This window comes from Collinsella sp. LCP21S3_A3 (genome assembly GCF_052118905.1).
Lineage (GTDB): Bacteria > Actinomycetota > Coriobacteriia > Coriobacteriales > Coriobacteriaceae > Collinsella.
This window is the reverse complement of sequence record NZ_JBQKGH010000056.1, coordinates 1-539: the sequence shown is the minus strand read 5'-3', so window position 1 is coordinate 539 and position 539 is coordinate 1. Positions and strand designations below refer to the sequence as shown.

Below are 539 nucleotides of genomic sequence, written 5' to 3'. Positions count from 1 at the left end.
GAGGCGGTCGGTGGTCAGCACGGACAGGATCCACGGCGACACGATGACGCGGAAGTCGTCGTCCAGGCCCGGGATCGCGTACTCGGCGGTGTCGATGATGACGTAGTCCTCGTCGCCGGTCACGCCGCTGGTGAGGAAGGCGCGGACGCGCTCGTCGAGGGCGCGGCACTCGTCCTCGCCCATGAACAGGAACACCGGGACGCCGGGCTCGAGCAGCTCGAGCGTGCCGTGGAAGAAGTCGTGCGAGGTGATGTGGCGGATGCGCTTCCACTGCATCTCCTCGAGCAGGCACATGGAGTACAGGATGGTCTCGCCCCAGAGGGCCCCCGAGCCGATGAACATGGTGTAGTCGGCCAGCGCGTACTTCCTGGCGATCTCCTCGGCGCGCGGCTCGAAGCGCTTGCGGATGTCGAGCAAGTCCTTCCAGACGTCCTTCGTCTGCTCGATGAACAGGTCGAACTTGGGGAAGCAGCCGCGGCGGTTGAGCAGGCGCAGGCCGAAGCAGTCGGCGAGGTAGTAGCCCTTCTCGCAGCCGCCGG

At 66.6% G+C, this 539-nt stretch carries 1 protein-coding gene; it reads right to left on the bottom strand.

What is annotated here, in order from left to right:
- Positions 1-539 (bottom strand): SIS domain-containing protein (locus ACTQ0H_RS09315; protein ID WP_441049394.1); only part of this gene is annotated, 539 nt, incomplete at both ends.